This window comes from Pseudomonas sp. Z1-14, from assembly GCF_051132005.1.
GTDB lineage: Bacteria > Pseudomonadota > Gammaproteobacteria > Pseudomonadales > Pseudomonadaceae > Aquipseudomonas.
In genome coordinates this window covers 5,572,085-5,593,341 of the sequence record NZ_CP071646.1, presented here as the reverse complement: position 1 = coordinate 5,593,341, position 21,257 = coordinate 5,572,085, and the positions used below count along the sequence as shown (strand labels likewise).

18 protein-coding genes are annotated in these 21,257 nt (G+C 62.6%); 16 read left to right on the top strand and 2 right to left on the bottom strand.

Going from position 1 to position 21,257, the window contains the following annotated elements; translation table 11 throughout:
• Nucleotides 1-95 precede the first annotated feature (95 nt).
• On the top strand, nt 96-947 hold the full coding sequence (gene motA / locus J3P89_RS25725) for a flagellar motor stator protein MotA (RefSeq protein WP_305497215.1): 852 nt from the start codon (nt 96-98) through the stop codon (nt 945-947).
• Nucleotides 948-950: 3 nt separating this feature from the next.
• Nucleotides 951-1,997 (top strand): flagellar motor protein MotB, encoded by a 1,047-nt coding sequence (gene motB / locus J3P89_RS25720; protein WP_434696044.1) that lies wholly within the window; start codon nt 951-953, stop codon nt 1,995-1,997.
• Nucleotides 1,998-2,216: 219 nt separating this feature from the next.
• On the opposite strand, the gene rsgA is transcribed toward motB, so the two are convergent.
• Nucleotides 2,217-3,248: a small ribosomal subunit biogenesis GTPase RsgA gene (gene rsgA / locus J3P89_RS25715; protein ID WP_217861119.1), complete on the bottom strand. Its 1,032-nt coding sequence runs from the start codon at nt 3,246-3,248 to the stop codon at nt 2,217-2,219.
• Between the two features lie 109 nt (nt 3,249-3,357).
• Between rsgA and orn the strand changes: the two genes are divergently transcribed.
• Nucleotides 3,358-3,900 (top strand): oligoribonuclease, encoded by a 543-nt coding sequence (orn, locus tag J3P89_RS25710; protein WP_305497212.1) that lies wholly within the window; start codon nt 3,358-3,360, stop codon nt 3,898-3,900.
• 244 nt (nt 3,901-4,144) lie between these two features.
• Entirely contained in the window at nt 4,145-4,756 is a 612-nt protein-coding gene (locus tag J3P89_RS25705; protein ID WP_305497211.1) for a trimeric intracellular cation channel family protein, read from the top strand.
• Here the strand turns inward: J3P89_RS25705 and queG are convergent.
• Entirely contained in the window at nt 4,738-5,817 is a 1,080-nt protein-coding gene (gene queG / locus J3P89_RS25700; protein WP_434696043.1) for a tRNA epoxyqueuosine(34) reductase QueG, read from the bottom strand. The genes J3P89_RS25705 and queG overlap by 19 nt on opposite strands.
• Nucleotides 5,818-5,880: 63 nt before the next feature.
• On the opposite strand from queG, the gene J3P89_RS25695 reads away from it, so the two are divergent.
• The 12 genes from J3P89_RS25695 to J3P89_RS25640 all read left to right on the top strand — a co-directional run bounded on the left by J3P89_RS25695 (nt 5,881) and on the right by J3P89_RS25640 (nt 20,888).
• Nucleotides 5,881-7,380 (top strand): NAD(P)H-hydrate dehydratase, encoded by a 1,500-nt coding sequence (locus tag J3P89_RS25695; protein WP_434696042.1) that lies wholly within the window; start codon nt 5,881-5,883, stop codon nt 7,378-7,380.
• Nucleotides 7,368-7,835: a tRNA (adenosine(37)-N6)-threonylcarbamoyltransferase complex ATPase subunit type 1 TsaE gene (tsaE, locus tag J3P89_RS25690; protein WP_434602654.1), complete on the top strand. Its 468-nt coding sequence runs from the start codon at nt 7,368-7,370 to the stop codon at nt 7,833-7,835. The genes J3P89_RS25695 and tsaE overlap by 13 nt, the downstream gene beginning before the upstream one ends.
• Nucleotides 7,836-7,838: 3 nt before the next feature.
• Entirely contained in the window at nt 7,839-9,269 is a 1,431-nt protein-coding gene (locus J3P89_RS25685) for an N-acetylmuramoyl-L-alanine amidase (RefSeq protein WP_370871022.1), read from the top strand.
• A complete protein-coding gene (gene mutL / locus J3P89_RS25680; protein WP_434696041.1) occupies nt 9,266-11,179 on the top strand; it encodes a DNA mismatch repair endonuclease MutL in 1,914 nt (637 codons plus the stop codon). The genes J3P89_RS25685 and mutL overlap by 4 nt, the downstream gene beginning before the upstream one ends.
• Entirely contained in the window at nt 11,179-12,150 is a 972-nt protein-coding gene (miaA, locus tag J3P89_RS25675) for a tRNA (adenosine(37)-N6)-dimethylallyltransferase MiaA (protein WP_434696040.1), read from the top strand. Before mutL ends, miaA begins: the two co-directional genes overlap by 1 nt.
• A 91-nt stretch (nt 12,151-12,241) precedes the next feature.
• A complete protein-coding gene (hfq, locus tag J3P89_RS25670; RefSeq protein WP_058546527.1) occupies nt 12,242-12,502 on the top strand; it encodes an RNA chaperone Hfq in 261 nt (86 codons plus the stop codon).
• 12 nt (nt 12,503-12,514) lie between these two features.
• A complete protein-coding gene (hflX, locus tag J3P89_RS25665) occupies nt 12,515-13,816 on the top strand; it encodes a ribosome rescue GTPase HflX (RefSeq protein WP_434696039.1) in 1,302 nt (433 codons plus the stop codon).
• Between the two features lie 85 nt (nt 13,817-13,901).
• On the top strand, nt 13,902-15,077 hold the full coding sequence (gene hflK / locus J3P89_RS25660) for an FtsH protease activity modulator HflK (RefSeq protein WP_434570002.1): 1,176 nt from the start codon (nt 13,902-13,904) through the stop codon (nt 15,075-15,077).
• Entirely contained in the window at nt 15,077-15,946 is an 870-nt protein-coding gene (gene hflC, locus J3P89_RS25655; protein WP_305497195.1) for a protease modulator HflC, read from the top strand. Before hflK ends, hflC begins: the two co-directional genes overlap by 1 nt.
• A gap of 321 nt (nt 15,947-16,267) precedes the next feature.
• On the top strand, nt 16,268-17,455 hold the full coding sequence (locus J3P89_RS25650) for an ATP phosphoribosyltransferase regulatory subunit (RefSeq protein WP_434696038.1): 1,188 nt from the start codon (nt 16,268-16,270) through the stop codon (nt 17,453-17,455).
• A 54-nt stretch (nt 17,456-17,509) separates the two neighbouring features.
• Entirely contained in the window at nt 17,510-18,802 is a 1,293-nt protein-coding gene (locus J3P89_RS25645) for an adenylosuccinate synthase (protein WP_003186407.1), read from the top strand.
• A 151-nt stretch (nt 18,803-18,953) separates the two neighbouring features.
• A complete protein-coding gene (locus J3P89_RS25640) occupies nt 18,954-20,888 on the top strand; it encodes a methyl-accepting chemotaxis protein (protein ID WP_434570000.1) in 1,935 nt (644 codons plus the stop codon).
• Nucleotides 20,889-21,257: the final 369 nt, after the last annotated feature.

Here is a 21,257-nt window from a genome sequence, read left to right as displayed (position 1 = left end):
TATAGTCTGGCGCAGTTTTGCCGATAAGTAGAAGAAGAGATTTTTCAGCTTCCGAATATGACCTTGAACCCGACTTAAATAAGTACTTTCTATCTATGGCTAAAATTATCGGCATCATCGTCGTGTTCGCGAGCGTGCTCGGCGGATACGTGCTCTCCCATGGCAAGATTGCCGCGCTGGTCCAGCCTTTCGAGGTGTTGATCATCGGCGGTGCCGCCCTTGGTGCATTCCTGCAGGCCAACCCTGGCTATATGACAATGCATGTGCTCAAGAAATCCTTGAGCATGTTCGGCTCGCGTTTCAGCCACACCTTCTATCTCGAGGTGCTGGGGCTGGTCTACGAGATCCTCAACAAAAGCCGCCGCGAAGGCATGATGGCGATCGAGGGTGACATCGAAGACGCCGCCGCCAGCCCGATCTTCGCCAAGTACCCCTCGGTGCTGAAAGACGAGCGCATGACGGCGTTCATCTGTGACTACCTGCGCATCATGTCGTCCGGCAACATGGCCCCCCACGAGCTTGAAGGTTTGTTCGACATGGAGCTGTACAGCCTCAAGGAAGACCTTGAACACCCGTCTCATGCAGTCAACGGCATCGCCGACGGCATGCCCGGCTTCGGTATCGTTGCGGCGGTATTGGGCATCGTGGTGACCATGGCATCCCTGGGTGAAGGCGATCAGGCGTCCATCGGCCTGCACGTGGGCGCGGCATTGGTGGGTACTTTCTTCGGTATTCTGGCGGCGTACGGTTTCTTCGGCCCGCTGGCCCATTCCCTGGCGCATGACGCCAAGGAAGAACTCAACGTCTATGAGGCCATCAAGGCCTCCCTGGTGGCTTCGGCCTCGGGCATGCCGCCGTCCCTGGCGGTGGAGTTCGGTCGCAAGGTCCTGTACCCGGCGCACCGTCCAAGCTTCGCCGAGCTGGAACAAGCGGTTCGCGGTCGTTAAGCCATGGAAAATAACCAGCCCATTATAGTCAAGCGCGTCAAGCGCATTGCCGGCGGGCACCACGGGGGCGCCTGGAAAATTGCCTTCGCCGACTTCGCCACGGCGATGATGGCGTTCTTCCTGGTGCTGTGGCTGCTGTCCACCGCGACCCCGGAACAGAAAATCGCCATTGCCGGTTACTTCAAGGATCCGATCGGTTTTTCCGAGAGCGGCACACCGTACATCATCGACCTGGGCGGCTCGCCGGTCCTGGCGCCGGAAAATACCCTCAACCCCGAGGTCAAATCCCAGCCTCAGCCTGACAAGGCGACTGTCGACGCCAATGAGGCCGAGGGCATGGCCGAGCAGGTCGAGCGCGAACGCCTGGAATTGCTCCTGCAGGAATTGCAGAACAAGGTTGAAGAGAACCCGGAACTGCAGAAATTCAAGGACCAGATCCTTTTCGAGATCACACCGAACGGCCTGCGCATCCAGATCATGGACGCTGATAACCGTCCGATGTTCGACTCTGGCAGTGCGCGCCTGAAGCCGTATTTCGAAGACATCCTGCTGGCCATGGCCGATACCATCAAAGCGGTGCCGAACAAGATCAGCATCAGTGGCCACACCGATGCCAAGCCTTACGTCGGCAAAGGCGACTTCGGTAACTGGGAACTGTCGGCCAACCGGGCCAACGCGGCACGGCGTGCCCTGGTGGCGGGCAGCTATCCGGATGAGCAGGTGGCGCGGGTCGTCGGTTATGCGTCTTCGGCACTGTTCGATCGCAAGGATCCGTTCAACCCGGTCAACCGCCGCATCGACATCGTGGTGTTGACCAAGAAAGCCCAGAAAGCCATCGAAGGTTCGCAAACCGACGATCCGGTTCCAGACCCGGCCCCGGGCGAGGGAGCGCCGGGCGAAGTGCCTACATCGCCCGCCACGCCTGGCGCGGCCGCCGATCCGAACGCGCTGCCGGCGGACCAGCAACCAGTGCCGGCCCATGAGTTGCGCGAGCGCCTGAACCTGTTCGACGACGCCGCGCCGAAACCGGCGGAGCCGCCAGCGCAGTGACCCAATAAAAAGCCGACATCATTGTCGGCTTTTTTATGAGCACTGTTCAGTTGAGACTTGCTTGCTTTTTGTGGCGAGGGAGCTTGCTCCCGCTCGGCTGCGCAGCAGTCGCAAAACCGGCCGATCCGGTCTGTCTGAAGAACAGCCGGGCCTGCTTCGCAGGCCAGCGGGAGCAAGCTCCCTCGCCACAGGAGAGATCAGCCTTGCATTGCCTGCAGGTCAGTAACTGCTTTCCGGCAAGCTCGCGATGATCGAGCGGTAGCTGTTCATCCGTTGTTGATGCACGCGGCCTTCTTCCAGCGCCTTGAGCAAGGCGCAGCCGGGTTCGCGGTCGTGCTTGCAGTCGCGGAAGCGGCAGGTGCCGATCAGGTCGTTGAACTCGATGAACCCGGCTTCGACATCCGCCCGGCTGACGTGGCCCAGGCCAAACTCGCGGATGCCCGGCGAGTCGATCAGCTCACCGCCGCCGGGAAAGTGGAACAGCCGCGCGGTGGTGGTGGTGTGGGTGCCCTGGCCGGACAGCTCGGACAACGGCCCGACGCGGGTCTCGACTTCCGGCAGCAGGCTGTTGACCAATGAAGACTTGCCGACCCCGGACTGGCCGACGAACACGCTGATGCGCCCGTCGAGTTGCTGCTGCAATTGCTCCATGCCGTTGCCGTGGTGGGCCGAGACTTCCAGCACCGGGTAACCCAGATCCCGATAGACCGACAGCAGGGCGTTCAGCGCCGGGGCGTTGTGTTCGTCGATCAGGTCGAACTTGTTGAGCAACAGCAACGGGCGGATGCCGGCGTGTTCGGCCGCCACCAGGTAACGGTCGATCAGGTTGGCGTGGGGCTCAGGCAGCGGGGCGAAGACAATCACGATCATGTCGACGTTGGCCGCCACCGGCTTGAGCTGGCCCCGGCTGTCCGGGCGGCACAGCTCGGTGTGGCGCGGCAGTTGCGCGACGATCACGCCGATGCCCTGGTTGCCGGCCCGCCAGACCACCTGGTCGCCGGTCACCAGCGCCGGCAGGTTGGCCCGCAAATGGCAACGGAATACCTGGCCGGCCAACTCGCCTTCCTGGGCCTCGACCTCGACCTGGACGCCGAAATGCGCGATCACCAGTCCCGTCTGCTCAGGGCCCAGGTCTCCGCCCTCCAGGGCCTCGACGGCACTGGATTCACGTTTGGCTGCGCGGGCGGCGCGCTCGCCCTGGATCTTTTCGATGCGCCAGTTCTGACGACGATTGAGTTGGCGTTTGGCCATGGGTGTTCCGTATGAAGAAATGCAGCGAATAGGGTAAAACGGCGGCGAGTTTAGCACGCCCGACCGGTTGCCTAGGCTAAACTGCGCAGCTAAGCCGAGGAGCTCCCCCATGCAAAACCCGCAGAACCTGATCTGGATCGACCTGGAAATGACCGGTCTGAACCCTGACACCGACGTCATCATCGAAATGGCCACCATCGTCACCGACAGCGATCTCAACACCCTGGCCGAGGGCCCGGTGATTGCGATCCACCACAGTGATGAGGTGCTGGCCGGCATGGACGAGTGGAACACCCGCCAGCACGGCGGCTCGGGCCTGACCCAACGGGTGCGCGAGAGCAGGATCAGCATGGCCGAGGCCGAAGCTCAGACCATCGCCTTCCTGGAACAATGGGTGCCAAGGGGCAAGTCGCCGATCTGTGGCAACAGCATCTGCCAGGACCGTCGCTTCCTTTATACCCACATGAAATCCCTGGAAAGCTACTTCCATTACCGCAACCTGGATGTCTCCACGCTCAAGGAGCTGGCCGCCCGCTGGGCGCCAGAGGTGCGTGACAGTTTCCAGAAGGGCAGCACCCATCTGGCCCTGGATGACATCCGCGAATCCATCGCCGAGTTGCAGCATTATCGCAAGCACTTCATCAAGTTCTGATCGAAAGCGCTCTTGTGGCAAGGGCCCGCTCTTGTGGCGAGGGAGCTTGCTCCCGCTGGCCTGCGAAGCAGGCCCCAACCATTTTCAGGTAAGCCGAGTTGTCCGGTTTGCGACTGCTGCGCAGCCGAGCGGGAGCAAGCTCCCTCGCCACAGGGGATCCTCTTAGCCAGGGTCGGCGCCGCGCCCTCTTTTGGTGCCTGCCCAAACTGGCTAGACTGCGCGCCTTCCCGCAAGGACTGCCACCATGTTGCTGATGCTGTATCTGATCGCCATTACCGCCGAAGCCATGACCGGCGCCTTGTCTGCCGGGCGGCGTGGCATGGACTGGTTCGGCGTGGTGCTGATCGCCTGTATCACGGCGCTGGGTGGCGGCTCGGTGCGCGACGTGCTGCTGGGGCATTACCCGCTGACCTGGGTCAAGCATCCGGAATACCTGGTGCTGACGACCGCGGCGGCCATGTTGACGGTATTCCTCGCGCGCTGGATGCGTCACCTGCGCTCGCTGTTCCTGGTGCTCGATGCCGTCGGGCTGGTGGCGTTTACCTTGATCGGCTGCATGACCGCGCTGGAAATGGGCCATGGCATGTTGGTGGCCTCGGTCAGTGGGGTGATTACCGGGGTTTTTGGCGGCATTCTCCGGGATATCTTCTGTAACGACATCCCGTTGATTTTCCGTCGCGAACTCTATGCCAGCGTCTCGTTCGCCGCTGCGTGGTGCTACCTGCTGTGTGTCTACCTGCAATTACCCAGCGAGCAGGCGATTCTGATCACCCTGTTTGGTGGTTTCCTGCTGCGGCTCCTGGCGATCCGGTTTCACTGGGAAATGCCCAAGTTCGTCTATAACGACGAAGTCTGACGCTCGGCATGTTGGCGCAGCGCCCATTGCACATGTTCCTGCACCAGGGCTGACGGATAATCCTGTCGAGCCTTCAACGCCTCCAGCACGGGAATTGTCGTCGGCGCGTTGCCAAGCCCCACCGCCAGGTTACGCAGCCAGCGCTCATAACCGGCGCGGCGTAATGGCGAACCTTCGGTGCTGCTGAGAAACCTGTTCTCATCCCACATGAACAGCTCGGCCAGTTCGGCATTGTCCAAGTTGTGGCGTGGCTTGAAGTCGCCTTCCGCGGAGGGCCGGGCGAAGCGATTCCACGGACAGACGATCTGGCAGTCATCGCAACCGAACACCCGATTGCCGATCAGCGGCCGCAGCTCCTCGGGGATAGCGCTTTTCAGTTCGATCGTGAGGTAGGAGATGCAACGCCGGGCATCCAATACGTAGGGACCAACGAAGGCGTTGGTCGGGCAGATGTCCAGGCAGGCGGTGCATTTTCCGCAATGCTCGGTGCCGTGGGGCGGGTCCACCGGCAACGGCAGGTCGATGAACAGTTCGCTGAGGAAGAAATAGCTCCCGGCCTTGCGGTTCAACACCAGGGTGTTTTTGCCGATCCAGCCCAGCCCTGCCTGTTCGGCTATGGCTTTTTCCAGCACTGGTGCGCTGTCGACGAACGCGCGATAGCCGAAGGGGCCGATGGCTGCCTGGATTTTTTCTGCCAATTGCTGCACGCGTTTACGGATCAATTTGTGGTAATCGCGGCCCAACGCATAACGCGAGACGTAGGCTTTTTCCGGTTCGCCAAGCAATTGCGCCATTCGGGTGTCGCCCGGCAGGTAGTCCATGCGCAGGGACACCACCCGCAGTGTGCCCGGAACCAGTTCTTCCGGGTGCGAGCGTTTGCTGCCGTGGGCGCCCATGTAATCCATTTCGCCGTGGTAGCCGGCTTCGAGCCAGCGTTGCAAGTGCTGCTCATGCTCGCCAAGGTCCAGGCCGCTGATGCCGACTTGCTGGAAACCCAGCTCGCGGCCCCAGTCCTTGATGGATTGGGCGAGGGCGGGGAGGTCTGTGGGAATGGCAGGCATGAGGCGAGAGAAACCGGAGCTGAGATGCGTATAATTCTGCCAGACATCGGAGCCCGAAGACGCATGCCGCAGACTAAAGATGAATTTCCCGACGCGCTGTACAGTGCCGCGCAAGTCCGGGCCCTCGACGCACAACTGATCGCGGCGGGCACCAGCGGCTTCGAATTGATGCAGCGCGCCGCCCGCGCCACCTGGCGAGCGATCGTCCGGCGCTGGCCTGAAGCCGGCGAGTTGACCGTCTTCGCCGGCCATGGCAACAACGCCGGCGATGGCTACCTGGTGGCGACTCTTGCCCGGCGTGCCGGCTGGGCGGTCCGGGTACTGGCGGTAGGCGAGCCCCGGCGGTTGCTGGGTGATGCCGCCAATGCCCATGCCGAAGCCGTGGCGGTCGGTGTGCCGGTGGAACCTTGGTCGGATGATTGCGAATTGCGCGGTGTTCTGCTCGACGCGTTGCTCGGCACCGGGGCGAGCGGTGACATTCGAGAACCGTATGTCCGGGCAATCGACACCATCAATGTCAGTGGGTTACCGGTCGCTGCGGTGGATATCCCTTCCGGGTTGTGTGCCGACACCGGTCGGGTGCTGGGTACCGCAGTGACGGCGGACCTGACCGTGACCTTCATTGGCCTGAAGCTCGGTCTGTTCACCGGCGATGCGGCGGATCGGGTGGGAGAGTTGGTATTCAACGACCTGCACGCGGACCCGGACCTCGTTGACGCGGCGCCGGCCAACGCTCGATTGCTCTTGCCGCATAATTTGCCGCGTCTGCCGCCCCGTGCGCCTTCAGCCCACAAGGGCAGGTTTGGTCATGTGCTGTTGATTGGCGGCGACCGCGGTTTTGGCGGCGCCATCCAGATGAGCGCCGAAAGCGCCTTGCGCAGCGGTGCGGGGATGGTTTCGATGGCGACCCGCAGCGAGCATGTGGCCGCCGCGCTGGTGCGTTTGCCCGAGGTGATGGTGCAAGGCACCCATTCGGCTAACCAGTTGATGGGGCTGCTCAAACAGGCCAGCGTGCTGGTGGTGGGGCCGGGCCTGGGCCAGGCCGCTTGGGGGCGCAGCCTGTTGTCGGCGGCGGCCAATGCGTCGCTGCCGCAGGTGTGGGATGCCGATGCGCTGAATTTGTTGAGCCATGGCGTGGTCAGTCTGCCGGAACAGTGCATCATCACCCCGCATCCAGGCGAGGCCGCGCGACTGCTGGGGATTTCCACCGTGCAGGTGCAGGCCGATCGTCCAGCGGCGGCCCACGCATTGAGCAAAAAATACCGAGCCAGCGTGATTCTCAAAGGCGCCGGTAGCCTGATCGCCGGCCCGGACGGGCGCCTGGCGGTTTGCGGTCAGGGTCATCCGGCGATGGCCACCGCTGGCCTGGGGGATGTACTCGCTGGCGTGGCCGGCGCTTTGCTGGCCCAGGGAATGGAAGGATTCGAAGCCGCGTGCCTGGCCGTCTGGCTGCATGCCAATGCCGGGGTCCAGGTCGGTCGCTCGGGCCGCGGATTGGCCGCGACCGATCTGATTCCGGCCATTCGTCAGTTGTTGGAGGAGCACTCACCGTGTCTGAAGTAACCCTGTACGTGGCGGACGAACAAGCCATGACACAATTTGGCGCCCGCATCGCGCAGATCACCGCAGGCCATGGTCTGATTTTTCTCGAAGGTGACCTCGGCGCGGGGAAAACCACCCTGTCCCGTGGCATCATTCGCGGCCTCGGGCATGTCGGCTCGGTCAAGAGCCCCACGTTCACGTTGGTCGAGCCCTACGAGATCGGTGATACCCGCGCCTTCCATTTCGACTTGTATCGACTGGTCGATCCTGAGGAGCTGGAGTTTCTCGGGATCCGTGATTATTTCGAAGATGACGCCTTGTGCCTGATCGAATGGCCTCAGAAGGGTGCAGGCTTTTTGCCAAAGCCCGACCTGACCATTACCATTGGCGCGCAGAACGGCGGGCGTTCGCTGAAACTGACGCCGCAAGGCTCGCGTGGCGAGTCGTGGTGTGCCGCTCTGGCACTGGAAAACTAATTGATGATGGGGTTTGGTATGCGCTTTCGCGCGGTGGTTGCTGTCGTAGGACTGTTGCTTACGGCACTGGCCGTCGATGCTGTGGCTGAGACAAAGGTCAACAGTGTTCGCCTCTGGCGGGCGCCGGACAACACCCGGCTGGTGTTCGACCTGACAGGCCCGGTGCAGCACAGCGTGTTCACCCTCGCGGCCCCGGATCGCCTGGTGATCGACATCAACGGTGCATCCCTGGGCGCGCCGCTGAACGTGCCCACGGCCAACACGCCGATTACCGCGATGCGTTCGGCCCAGCGCACGCCCACCGACCTGCGAGTGGTCATCGACCTGAAACAGGCCGTGACCCCGAAGAGTTTCACCCTCGCGCCCAATGCCCAGTACGGTAACCGGTTGGTGGTGGATCTGTTCGATAACCCGGCCGACGCCGCGCCTGCGCCACCGCCCCCGACCAAGGTCGCGACGGTGCCTGCCGTGCCGGTCACACCCACCGAGCCTGCGCTCAAGCTGCCACCGGCGCCAGCCGGCAAACGCGACATCATCGTGGTCATCGATGCCGGCCACGGCGGCGAAGACCCTGGCGCCTCGGGCTCGCGCGGTCAGCGTGAGAAAGACGTGGTGCTGGCCATCGCCCGGGAGTTGCAGCGCCAGGTCAACGGCATGAAGGGCTTTCGCGCCGAGCTGACCCGCACCGGCGACTACTTCATTCCGTTGCGTGGCCGCACCGAGATCGCCCGCAAGAAAGGTGCGGACCTGTTCGTCTCGATCCACGCCGACGCCGCGCCTTCGAAGGCTGCGTTCGGCGCCTCGGTATTCGCCTTGTCCGATCGTGGCGCCACCTCCGAGACCGCGCGCTGGCTGGCCGACAGTGAAAACCGCTCCGACCTGATCGGCGGCGCCGGCAACGTCAGCCTCGACGACAAGGACCGGATGCTCGCCGGCGTGTTGCTGGATCTGTCGATGACCGCCTCGTTGACGTCAAGCCTCAACGTTGGGCAAAAGGTCCTGAGCAACATCGGCCGCGTTACCCCGCTGCACAAGCAACGCGTCGAACAGGCCGGATTCATGGTGCTCAAGTCGCCGGACATCCCGTCGATCCTCGTGGAAACCGGGTTTATCTCCAACGCCAACGAAGCCTCGAAACTGTCCTCGGCGAGCCACCAGCAGGCCCTGGCCCGTTCCATCAGCAGCGGTGTGCGGCAGTTCTTCCAGCAGAACCCGCCGCCGGGTACCTACATCGCCTGGCTGCGCGATTCGGGCAAGATTGCCCAGGGACCGCGGGATCATCGCGTCAGTCCTGGCGAAACCCTGGCGATGATCGCGGTGCGCTACCAGGTGTCGCCCGCTACCTTGCGCAGCGCCAATAACCTGCAGAGTGACGAGCTGAAGATCGGCCAGACCCTGACCATTCCCGGCAACGAAGTGGCGGTCAAGCAATGACGGATGAAGTGATTGGCGGCAACGCTCGCATCGAACTGCTCAGCCCGCGACTGGCGAACCAGATTGCTGCCGGTGAGGTGGTCGAGCGCCCGGCGTCGGTCATCAAGGAGCTGCTGGAAAACAGCCTCGACTCCGGTGCCAAGCGCATCGACGTCGATGTCGAGCAAGGTGGCGTCAAGTTGCTGCGGGTGCGCGATGACGGTCGCGGCATTCCCGCCGACGACCTGCCGCTGGCGCTGGCGCGTCACGCCACCAGCAAGATCCGCGACCTGGAAGACCTTGAGCGGGTCATGAGCCTGGGGTTTCGTGGCGAGGCGCTGGCGTCCATCAGCTCGGTGTCGCGCCTGACGCTGACGTCCCGCACCCGCGATGCCGACCAGGCCTGGCAGGTCGAGACCGAAGGCCGCGACATGGCTTCTCGAGTCCAGCCCGCCGCCCATCCGGTGGGCACCTCGGTGGAAGTGCGCGACCTGTTCTTCAATACCCCGGCCCGGCGCAAGTTCCTCAAGGCCGAGAAAACCGAGTTCGATCATTTGCAGGAAGTCATCAAGCGCCTGGCCCTGGCGCGTTTTGACGTGGCGTTCCATTTGCGCCATAACGGCAAGACCATCCTCAGCCTGCACGAGGCCCACGATGATGCGGCCCGTGCCCGACGCGTGGGCGCGGTGTGCGGTGCGGGTTTCCTCGAGCAGGCATTGCCCATCGAGGTGGAGCGCAATGGCCTGCACCTGTGGGGCTGGGTCGGCTTGCCGACGTTCTCCCGCAGCCAGGCGGACTTGCAGTATTTCTATGTGAATGGCCGCGCGGTGCGCGACAAGCTCGTGGCCCACGCGGTGCGCCAGGCTTATCGCGATGTGCTGTTCAACGGTCGGCATCCGACCTTCGTGCTGTTTTTCGAGGTCGACCCTTCGGTGGTGGACGTCAACGTGCACCCGACCAAGCACGAAGTGCGGTTCCGTGACGGGCGCATGGTCCATGACTTCCTTTACGGCACTTTGCATCGCGCCCTGGGCGACGTGCGTCCTGAAGATCAATTGGCGGCCCCGGCGGCGGTGGCCGGCATGGTCCGGCCAAGCGGACTGGAAGCTGGCGAATTCGGTCCCCAGGGCGAAATGCGCCTGGCGGCCAACGCGCTGCTTGAGCAGTCTCAGCCCCAGCCGGTCTATAACACGGCCGGCAACGGCGCCGGCAGCGGCTATCAATACCAATACACGCCGCGTCCTCAGTCGAATGTGCCGGCGGCGGAGGCCCAGGCTGCCTATCGCGAGTTTTTCAAGCCGCTGCCGGAGGCCGGTGCGGCGGCATTGCCCGATGGCCAGGGCGATATCCCGCCGCTAGGCTATGCCCTGGCGCAGCTCAAAGGCATCTACATTCTTTCCGAAAACGCCCAGGGCCTGGTCCTGGTGGACATGCATGCCGCCCATGAGCGGATCATGTACGAGCGGCTGAAGATCGCCATGGCCAGCGAAGGCTTGAGCGGGCAACCGCTGCTGGTGCCCGAGTCCCTGGCTGTCAGTCAGCGCGAAGCCGATTGCGCCGATGAGCATGTGAGCTGGTTCCAGCGCCTGGGCTTCGAGTTGCAGCGCCTGGGCCCGGAGACCCTGGCGATCCGGCAGATCCCGGCCTTGCTGAAACAGGCCGAGGCCAATCGCCTGGTCAGCGACGTGCTGGCGGACCTGATGGAGTATGGCACCAGTGACCGGATCCAGGCGCATCTGAACGAACTGCTCGGCACCATGGCCTGCCACGGCGCAATCCGCGCCAACCGGCGCCTGGCCCTGCCGGAAATGAACGGTCTGCTGCGGGACATGGAAAACACCGAACGCAGCGGTCAATGCAACCATGGCCGGCCGACCTGGACCCAATTGGGCCTGGACGACCTGGACAAACTGTTCCTGCGCGGTCGCTGATGAGCCAGCTCCCTCCAGCGATCTTCCTGATGGGGCCGACGGCTGCCGGCAAGACCGACCTGGCCATCGAACTGACCAAGGTGCTGCCCTGCGAGTTGATCAGCGTCGACTCGGCGTTGGTCTATCGGGGCATGGACATCGGCACCGCCAAGCCATCGAAACAACTGCTGGCCGAATTTCCCCACCGCCTGATCGATATCCTCGACCCGGCCGACGCTTACTCGGCAGCCGATTTCCGGCGTGATGCGCTCCAGGCCATGGCCGAGATCACCGCGCGGGGCAAGATTCCGCTGCTGGTGGGCGGCACCATGCTCTATTACAAGGCTTTGGTCGACGGGCTGGCGGACATGCCGGCGGCCGATCCCGAGGTGCGCGCGCAGATCGAAGAAGAGGCTGCGCGCCTTGGCTGGCAAGCGCTTCACGAGCAATTGGCGCTGATCGATCCCGAGTCGGCGGCGCGTATTCACCCCAACGACCCGCAGCGGCTCAGCCGAGCGCTGGAGGTTTATCGGGTCAGCGGCCAGAGCATGACGGCCCTGCGCCAGCGACAATCTGCGCAAAGTACTGAAGCAGCCGCTTCGGGACTGCAACAATTGCCCTATACTGTCGCGAATCTGGCCATCGCTCCGGCGAACCGGCAAGTGTTGCATCAGCGTATTGAACAAAGATTCACATTGATGTTGGAACAGGGGTTCATAGACGAGGTCGTAGCCCTGCGTGAGCGAAGTGACCTGCATGCCGGGTTGCCGTCTATACGTGCGGTAGGTTATCGACAAGTCTGGGATTACCTGGACGGCAAGCTGACGTCAGCCGAGATGCGCGAGCGTGGGATTATCGCCACGCGCCAATTGGCGAAGCGCCAGTTCACCTGGTTGCGCAGCTGGACTGACTTGCATTGGCTCGACAGCCTTGATTGCGACAATCTGCCACGCGCCTTGAAATACCTTGGGACCATCTCCATATTGAGCTGAGTCCTTGCAATTGCCGTCTATCCTTGGGGGTGTGACGGCCCAAGCCATCTGATTCCGATTTTTATAATTGATCCTTAAAGGAGTGCGGCACATGTCAAAAGGGCATTCGCTACAAGACCCTTACTTGAACACTTTACGTAAAGAAAAAGTTGGGGTGTCCATCTATCTGGTCAACGGGATCAAACTGCAAGGCACGATCGAGTCTTTCGACCAGTTCGTCATCCTGCTGAAAAACACCGTCAGCCAGATGGTCTACAAACACGCTATCTCGACGGTAGTGCCGGTTCGTCCAATTCGTCTGCCTAGCGCAACCGAATCCGAAGGCGCTGACGCTGAGCCGGGTAACGCTTGATAGGAGCCTCCTTTGTTCTTTGAGCGCCACGGTGGTGGTGAACGGACTATTCTCGTTCACTTGGAAGGACAGGACCCTGAGGCGCGCGAAGATCCGCAGGAGTTTCAGGAATTGGCAATTTCGGCCGGCGCCGAGACCGTCGCGTTTGTCAACGTGCCGCGTCATCGGCCAACCGCCAAATTCCTGATCGGCAGTGGCAAGGTCGAGGAGTTGCGCGACCTGGTCAAGGCCGAGCACATCGATCTGGTGATTTTCAATCACATCCTTACGCCCAGTCAGGAACGTAACCTCGAACGTGTCTTCGAGTGTCGCGTGATCGACCGCACCGGGCTGATTCTCGATATCTTTGCCCAACGCGCGCGTACCCATGAAGGCAAGCTCCAGGTCGAACTGGCCCAGCTTGAGCACATGAGCACACGGCTGGTTCGCGGCTGGACTCACCTCGAGCGCCAGAAAGGCGGTATCGGCCTGCGTGGCCCGGGTGAAACCCAACTGGAAACCGACCGGCGCCTGCTGCGGGTTCGCCTGCGCCAGATCAAGGGGCGGCTGGAGAAGGTCCGCAGCCAGCGCGAGCAGTCGCGACGCGGCCGCAAGCGGGCGGACATCCCGACGGTTTCACTGGTGGGGTATACCAACGCCGGCAAATCGACGCTGTTCAATCACGTTACCCACTCCGACGTCTACGCGGCCGACCAGTTGTTCGCCACGCTCGACCCGACCCTGCGCCGGCTCGATCTGGACGACCTCGGGCCGATCGTGCTGGCCGACACCGTGGGCTTCATCCGGCACCTGCCGCATAAACTGGTCGAGGCTTTCCGGGCTACGCTCGAAGAGTCGAGCAACTCCGACCTGCTGCTGCATGTGATCGATGCTGCCGAGCCGGACCGGATGCTGCAGATCGAGCAGGTCATGGTGGTGCTGGGCGAGATCGGGGCGCAGGACTTGCCGATCCTCGAGGTATACAACAAACTCGATTTGCTCGAGGGCGTGGAACCGCAGATCCAGCGCGATGCCGACGGCAAGCCGCAGCGGGTCTGGCTGTCGGCGCGTGATGGCAGCGGCTTGGACCTGCTCAAGCAGGCCGTGGCGGAGCTGCTGGGCGACGACCTGTTTGTCGGCACCCTGAAGCTGCCACAGCGTTTTGCCCGGCTGCGTGCCCAGTTCTTCGAGCTGGGGGCGGTGCAGAAAGAAGAACACGACGAAGACGGTGTCTGCCTGCTGGCCGTTCGCCTGCCTCGGTCGGAACTGAACCGGCTGGTCAGTCGTGAAGGGCTGCAACCGATGGAATTCATCGAGCAACACACTTTGCAATAAAAGCCTGAGAAAGCTGTGTCAGGCATTCTGTAGCATTGGCCGGCGCGCCGTGGGTGCGTCTTTGCTTTATCAGATGGAGAGCGCTATGGCTTGGAATGAGCCGGGTGGCAACTCGAACAACCAGGATCCCTGGGGCGGCAAGCGTCGTAACAACGGCGACCGCAAGGGACCACCGGATCTCGACGAGGCCTTCCGCAAGCTGCAGGAAAGCCTGAACGGTTTGTTCGGTGGTGGTAAGAAACGCGGTGACGATGGCGGCAGCCGTCCGGGCAGAGGCGGTGGTTTCGGCCTGCTCGGCATCGGTCTTGTCGTGCTTGCGGCTGTCTGGCTGTACAGCGCGGTGTATGTCGTGGACGAGCAGGAGCAAGCCGTGGTGCTGCGCTTCGGCAAGTACTACGAAACCGTCGGCCCGGGCTTGAACATCTATTTCCCGCCGATCGACCAGAAGTACATGGAGAACGTCACGCGTGAGCGTGCCTACACCAAGCAGGGCCAGATGCTCACCGAGGACGAGAACATCGTCGAAGTGCCGCTGACCGTGCAGTACAAGATCACCAACCTGCAGGACTTCGTGCTGAACGTCGACCAGCCGGAAATCAGCCTGCAACACGCGACTGAGAGTGCCTTGCGCCATGTGGTGGGCTCCACCGCCATGGACCAGGTGCTGACCGAAGGTCGCGAGCTGATGGCCAGCGAAATCAAGGAGCGTCTGCAACGCTTCCTCGACACCTATCGCACCGGTATCACCGTCACCCAGGTCAACGTGCAGAGCGCAGCGGCACCGCGTGAAGTCCAGGAAGCCTTCGACGACGTGATCCGTGCCCGTGAAGACGAGCAGCGTTCGCGCAACCAGGCCGAAACCTACGCCAACGGCGTCGTGCCGGAAGCTCGTGGCCAGGCCCAGCGCATCATCGAGGATGCCAACGGCTATCGCGACGAAGTGGTTTCCCGCGCCAAGGGTGAGGCTGATCGCTTCACCAAGCTGGTGGCCGAGTATCGCAAGGCTCCTGAAGTGACCCGCCAGCGTCTGTACCTGGACACCATGCAGGAAGTCTTCAGTAACACCAGCAAGGTCCTCGTGACCGGCAACAAGAATGGCCAGAGCAATCTGCTGTACCTGCCGCTGGACAAGATGGTCGAGAGCGGTCGCAACACCGGCACGCCGTCAACCGGCGCGGCGGCAGCCGCCAGCAATGAAGCCAATGCCCGCGCGGCGGCGGACCTGCAGCAACAGCAAGCACGTACCAGGGAGAGTCGCTGATGAGCAATAAATCGCTGATCGCCCTTATTGTCGGTGTCGTCGTGGCGATCGCTGCCTGGAACTGCTTCTACATCGTGGCTCAGACCGAGCGTGCGGTGTTGCTGCAGTTCGGTCGCGTGGTCCAGGCTGATGTCCAGCCGGGGCTGCATGTGAAAGTGCCGTACGTCAACAAGGTGCGCAAGTTCGACGCCCGCCTGATGACGCTGGACGCGCCGACGCAACGCTTCCTGACGCTGGAAAAGAAAGCCGTGATGGTCGATGCCTATGCCAAGTGGCGCGTGAAAGATGCCGAGCGCTTCTACACTGCTACGTCCGGCCTCAAGCAGATCGCTGACGAACGTCTGTCCCGTCGCCTGGAATCGGGTCTGCGTGACCAGTTCGGTAAGCGTACCCTGCATGAAGTGGTCTCCGGTGAGCGCGATGCGCTCATGTCCGACATCACCCGTTCGCTGAACACGATGGCGGAAAAAGAGCTGGGTATCGAAGTGGTCGATGTCCGCGTCAAGGCCATCGACCTGCCGAAGGAAGTGAACCGCAGCGTGTTCGAGCGCATGAGCACCGAGCGTGAGCGTGAAGCCCGCGAGCACCGTGCCAAGGGTAACGAGCTGGCTGAAGGCATCCGTGCCGACGCCGATCGCCAACGCCGTGTGCTGCTGGCCGAAGCCTATCGCGAATCGGAAGAAGTCCGTGGTGATGGCGATGCCCAGGCCGCTGCGATCTACGCCAAGGCCTACGGCCAGGACCAGGAGTTCTACGCGTTCTATCGTAGCCTGCGCGCCTACCGTGAAAGCTTCGCGAACAAGTCCGACGTTCTGGTCCTGGACCCAAGCAGCGACTTTTTCCACTACCTGGAAAAGGCCAAGCCTTGATGCGACGTTGACCTGAAGCACTCCGCCCGGCGGCTAAAACGTCGGGCGGGGTGATCCTTTGGGAAAACGTGTGTATGATGCGGCAGCCGGGAAATTCCCGGCTTTTTTGCGTCTGCACGTTCGATTGTGGTGTTGGTTGCAGGCGTCGGGTGAAATGACCCGACAGGTTTTTCGAGGAAAGTGCCTGGCGAGGCCGATTCAAGGCCATTCGTCACGTCGCCCTTGCGCGTGGTTTGCGGTTTTTCGCATGGCGCGGGCATTTTCTGCTTCACTCAAGGCCAGCCCGAAAGTTGGCCGCCCGGATCATAGGGGAATGGCGTAATGGCAACGGTAGACCGCTGGCTGCTGCCAGATGGCATCGAAGAAGTACTGCCACCGGAGGCCGCGCGTATCGAAGTAGCGCGTCGGCAGGTGTTGGATCTGTTCCAGAGCTGGGGTTACGAGTTTGTCGTGACCCCGCATATCGAGTACCTGGAATCCCTGCTGACCGGCGCGGGCCAGGACCTGGATCTGCGCACCTTCAAGGTCATCGATCCGCAGTCGGGTCGGCAGATGGGCTTTCGGGCCGACATCACGCCACAAGTGGCGCGCATCGATGCCCACACCCTGCGTCGTGAAGGTCCGAGCCGCCTGTGCTATGCCGGCAGTGTCCTGCATGCCTTGGCGCGTGCCTTGTCGTCTTCGCGCAGCCCGATCCAGCTGGGCGCCGAGCTGTACGGCGACGCGAGCCCGAGCAGCGACGTGGAAGTCATCAGCCTGATGCTGGCCATGCTGCAACTGGCTGACGTGCCGGATGTCCACATGGACCTGGGCCATGTAGGCATCTACCGCGGCCTGGCGCGTGCGGCCGGCCTGTCCGGCGAAGTGGAACAGCAGTTGTTCGATGCGTTGCAGCGCAAGGCCATCGACGAAGTCATCAGCCTGACCGAAGGCCTGCCGACACAATTATCCGGCATGCTGCGGGCATTGGTGGATCTGTGTGGCGGCCGTGAGGTGCTGGGCGCCGCTCGCGAGCGTCTGGCCGGTGCGCCGGCCCCTGTGCTGGCGGCCCTTGATGACTTGTTGGCGATTGCTGAGCGTCTGTCGGTGCGTTTCCCGGAGCTGCCGTTGTATTTCGACCTGGGTGAACTGCGCGGTTATCACTACCACACCGGCGTGGTGTTCGCGGTGTTCGTACCGGGCGTTGGCCAGTCCATCGCCCAAGGCGGTCGCTACGACGACATCGGTGCCGATTTCGGTCGTGCCCGTCCGGCGACCGGCTTCTCTACCGATTTGAAAACCCTGGTGACCCTGGGGCGTGCTGAGATCGAGTTACCGTCTGGCGGTATCTGGATGCCTGACAGTACGGATGCGGCACTCTGGCAGATCGTCTGCCAGTTGCGCGGTGAGGGTCAGCGTGTCGTCCAGGCATTGCCTGGGCAACCTTTGGCCGCCGCCCGTGAAGCGGACTGCGACCGGCAATTGATTCAGCAGAACGGGCTTTGGCAAGTATTGCCGCTGGCTTCTTGAGTTTTCCTGCCGGCCATCGCCGGCACCAAGTTTGCGCGAATGAGGACAAGTGTTATGGGTAAGAATGTCGTAGTCCTGGGCACCCAGTGGGGTGATGAGGGCAAAGGCAAGATCGTTGATCTGCTGACCGAACATGCTGCCGCCGTAGTGCGCTACCAGGGTGGCCACAACGCAGGTCACACCTTGGTGATCGACGGTGAGAAAACCGTTCTGCACCTGATCCCCTCGGGCGTGCTGCGCGAAGGCGTGCAGTGTCTGATCGGCAACGGCGTGGTGGTTGCCCCCGACGCCCTGCTGCGGGAAATCATCAAGCTGGAAGAGAAGGGTGTACCGGTGCGCGAGCGCCTGCGCATCAGCCCGTCCTGCCCGCTGATCCTGTCCTATCACGTTGCGCTGGACCAGGCCCGTGAAAAGGCCCGTGGCGAGCTGAAGATCGGCACCACCGGTCGCGGCATCGGCCCGGCCTATGAAGACAAGGTCGCCCGTCGCGGCCTGCGCATTGGCGACCTGTTCCACCGCGAACGTTTCGCCGCCAAGCTGGGCGAGTTGCTGGACTACCACAACTTTGTCCTGGTCAATTACTACAAAGAGCCGGCCATCGACTTCCAGAAGACCCTGGACGAGTGCATGGAATACGCCGAGCTGCTCAAGCCAATGATGCTCGACGTTACCGCCGAGCTGCACGAGCTGCGCCGTGCCGGCAAGGACATCATGTTCGAAGGCGCCCAGGGTTCGCTGCTGGATATCGACCACGGCACCTACCCGTACGTCACCAGCTCCAACACCACCGCTGGCGGCATCGCCACCGGTTCGGGTTTTGGCCCGATGTACCTGGACTACATCCTCGGCATCACCAAGGCCTACACCACCCGCGTCGGTTCGGGCCCGTTCCCGACCGAGCTGTTCGACGACGTCGGTGCCTTCCTGGCCAAGCGCGGCCACGAGTTCGGTGCCACCACCGGCCGTGCCCGTCGTTGCGGCTGGTTCGATGCCGTCATCCTGCGTCGCGCCATTGACGTCAACAGCATCTCGGGCCTGTGCCTGACCAAGCTGGACGTGCTGGACGGCCTGGAAACCATCAACATCTGCGTGGGCTACAAGAACCAGGACGGCGCCGTCATCGACGCACCGACCGATGCAGACAGCTACATTGGCCTGGAGCCGGTGTACGAGCAGATGCCAGGCTGGACCGAATCGACCGTGGGCGCCAAGACCCTGGAAGAGCTGCCCGTGGCGGCCCGCAACTACATCAAGCGCGTCGAAGAGCTGGTCGGTGCGCCGATCGACATTATTTCGACGGGGCCGGACCGCAACGAAACCATCGTTCTGCGTCATCCTTTCGCCTGATAAGTCGTTGATGTAACACACAAAGGACCCTCGTTTGGGTCCTTTGTCGTCTCTGTCTGTCAGACGGCACGACCTTTGCTACGCACCTTTGATAATAAGTACTTCTTGTGAAGTGCCATCAATTTACTGGCGTTAGTAGAGGGATTCCCCTGTGTCGGCCGTTCTCTCACTGTTACAAAGCCGTTTGCTGCGGCCTGTTTTCGTTACGCTCGGTATCGCCCTTTTGGTGCAGGTACTGGTCGCCGTTGCGCTGACCCGAAGCACGGTCACTGCGCTGGAGGCCGACCTGAACGCGCGCCTGGGGGCTGACAGCCAGAAACTCGCCGGTGAGCTGGAGCAGGCCGGGCGTGAAGTCACCTCCAGCCTCGATAGCCTTTCCGCCAGCACCCGCCAACGGTTAAACGCCGGTTTGTCCTCGCGGCTGAAGGAGGAACAGGCCCATCTGCGTGCGACTCTGGAAAAAGACCTGAGGGATTCCGCCAATGATATGGCGCAGCTTTTGGCCTCGGTCGCGCCTCGCGCCATGTGGGACAGCGACGTGCCGACCCTTTCCGAATTCGCCCGCCGCGCCCAGCGCAATCCCAACGTGTTGTTCGTCATCTATGACGACGCTGCCGGCGAACACCTGACTCGTTATCTGAACCGGGAAAACCCGATCAACAAGGCCCTGCTGGAAAAAGGCAAGGGCGAGCGGGCACTGGACAAGGTGCTGGACGCGGCGAAGAACGACCCGTCGGTCTATTACCTCGAAGCGTCGATCAACCCTAACGGTGTGGAAATTGGCAAAGTGCTGATGGGCGTTTCTACCGCCTCGGTGGAAACCGATCTGAAAGCGCTGGACCAACGCTTCTCCGCATTGATCGCCAGCAGTGACCAATTGGTCGGTGACAGCCTCAAGGGCGCAGCCGCCGACAGCGCCACCGCCATGCGTGGCCGCCTGGGCTCGGCGCAGGCAACCGCCACGCAAATGCAGACCAATACCGCCGCCACCGTGCAGGAGGCTGCGGGAACGTTGCGCTGGCGCATCGGCCTGGGCCTGGCGCTGGTCGGGTTCGGCGTGCTGGCATTGCTGGCCGTGGTGCTGGGGCGGCGAGTGGTCAATCGCTTGAAGCTGTTGATTGCAGCGATGAACGACCTGGCGGCGGGCGAGGGCGATCTGACCAAGCGTGTACAGATCAGCAGCAAGGATGAAATTGGCGACATGGCTTCGGCGGTCAATCGTTTTGTCGACAAGTTGCAACCTATCGTGCGTGAAGCGGGTGACGTGGCCCAGCGCACCGGCCAGGAAATCGGTGCGATGACCCTGCGCAACTCCGGCGCCGACGCGGCGGCCGGCATGCAGCGCGACGAGGTGGCCGAGAGCCTGCGGGCCCTGTCGCAGATGGCTGATGAGGCGCAATCGGAAAGCCAGGCGATGCAAGCAGCCTTGCAGCAGGTCGTGGAGATTCGACAGGCCACCGATGAAACGACCCGCACCGCGGCCAAGGTCGGCGGCTTGATCGAAGCGCTGGCCGGACAGGTCGACACCGGGGCGAAGGTCATCGAGCGGTTGGCCCAGCAGAGCGAGCAGATCGAAGTGGTCCTGACGGTTATCCATGGCATCGCCGAGCAAACCAACCTGCTGGCGTTGAACGCGGCCATCGAAGCGGCGCGGGCAGGCGAAACCGGGCGCGGATTTGCGGTGGTGGCGGACGAGGTGCGGGCACTGGCCAGCAAGACCCAGAGTTCGACCGGCGACATCCAGGCGCATATCGTCGCCTTGCAACAAGGTGCGCGCGAAGCGGTGGCTGCGATCGGCCAGGCTGGACGACAAGCGAACGAGGGTCTGGCGGTGCTGCGAGACAGCGCGCGCCTGCAGCAATCAGTGCAGGCTTCGGTCGAGCAGGTCCATGCGGCCATCGGCCTGGCGACCCAGGCAGCGGCGCATCAGGCCCAGGGCGCCCAAGCGGTGCGCGGACGGGTGGAAACCATCCACGCCCAGGCCGAAAAAGCCGCCCAGGCGGTGGTCGAGACCACTGCCAGCGGTAAGGTGTTAGACAGTCTGGCGGCGCAGTTGAAGGCGAGCCTGGGGCAGTTCAGGGCCTGATCAGGTGGAGGCGATGACGGGCTGACAGTTTGACCGGGTACATATCCGTTGCTGTAGTAACGGCTGCTTAGGGTTCCGCCCTGACGGCGGCTCACTTTTATGAAGCGCAAAAGTAAGCAAAACGCTTTTGCCCCACCACTCGGTGCCTCGCTTGGGCTCGGCATGCCCTCACTCCGGCATTGCTCCGTGGGCCCGCCGCGAAGGGCCGTCCCTGGCCCAGCGCGGCTATCCCGGCATCCATGCCGGGATGCCCACTGCGCAATACCTGCGTTCGGCCAGCGTGGTTAACGGGGCGCCGAGATCAACATCCACGGCGAGGCGGCCTGACAGCCGACCTGGCTCTTCGGTTGTATTCCAATCCCATTGTGG